The organism is Vibrio sp. 1978 (assembly GCF_033344345.1).
In genome coordinates this window covers 1-601 of the sequence record NZ_JAWPOP010000721.1, presented here as the reverse complement: position 1 = coordinate 601, position 601 = coordinate 1, and the positions used below count along the sequence as shown (strand labels likewise).

1 pseudogene is annotated in these 601 nt (G+C 44.9%); it reads left to right on the top strand.

Features of this window, described 5'->3' with window-relative positions:
- Positions 1 to 601: pseudogene (gene rlmL / locus R8N49_RS28740) on the top strand (23S rRNA (guanine(2445)-N(2))/(guanine(2069)-N(7))-methyltransferase); the annotation flags it as partial.

The following is a 601-nucleotide window of genomic DNA, read 5'->3' as shown; positions in this document are numbered from 1 at the left end:
TACATGGGCTGAAATCAAATCAGAAGCAAACGTTCAGGCTAGACGCGGCGTCAAGAAAGTTGACGCTAAGTTTTTTGGCTTCGATAACGACCCGAAAGTTCTGAAAGTTGCACAAGAGAACGCTCGCAGAGCAGGGGTTGAGGAACTGATTGAGTTTGCTCAAGGCGATGCGGCAACTATTACGCGACCTGCAGGTTTTGAAAATGGTGTGATTGTATCTAACCCACCTTACGGCGAACGTTTGGGTACAGAGCCAGGTCTGATTGCGCTTTACACCGCGTTTGGTGGCCAATTGAAAGCAGAATTTGGTGGCTGCAAAGCGTCTATTTTCTCTAGTTCAGATGAGTTGCTGAGCTGTCTTCGCATGCGTGCAGATAAGCAATTCAAATTAAACAATGGTGCGTTACCGTGTCACCAAAAAAACTACAGCATCGCAGAACGTAGTGCCGATGAAGTAAAAGGTGCAGATACCAATACTCAAATCGCTCCTGATTTTTCAAACCGTTTGAAGAAAAACATTGGCAAAATTGGCAAATGGGCTCGTAAAGAGAAATTAGATTGCTACCGCATCTATGACGCAGACCTTCCTGAATATAACGTA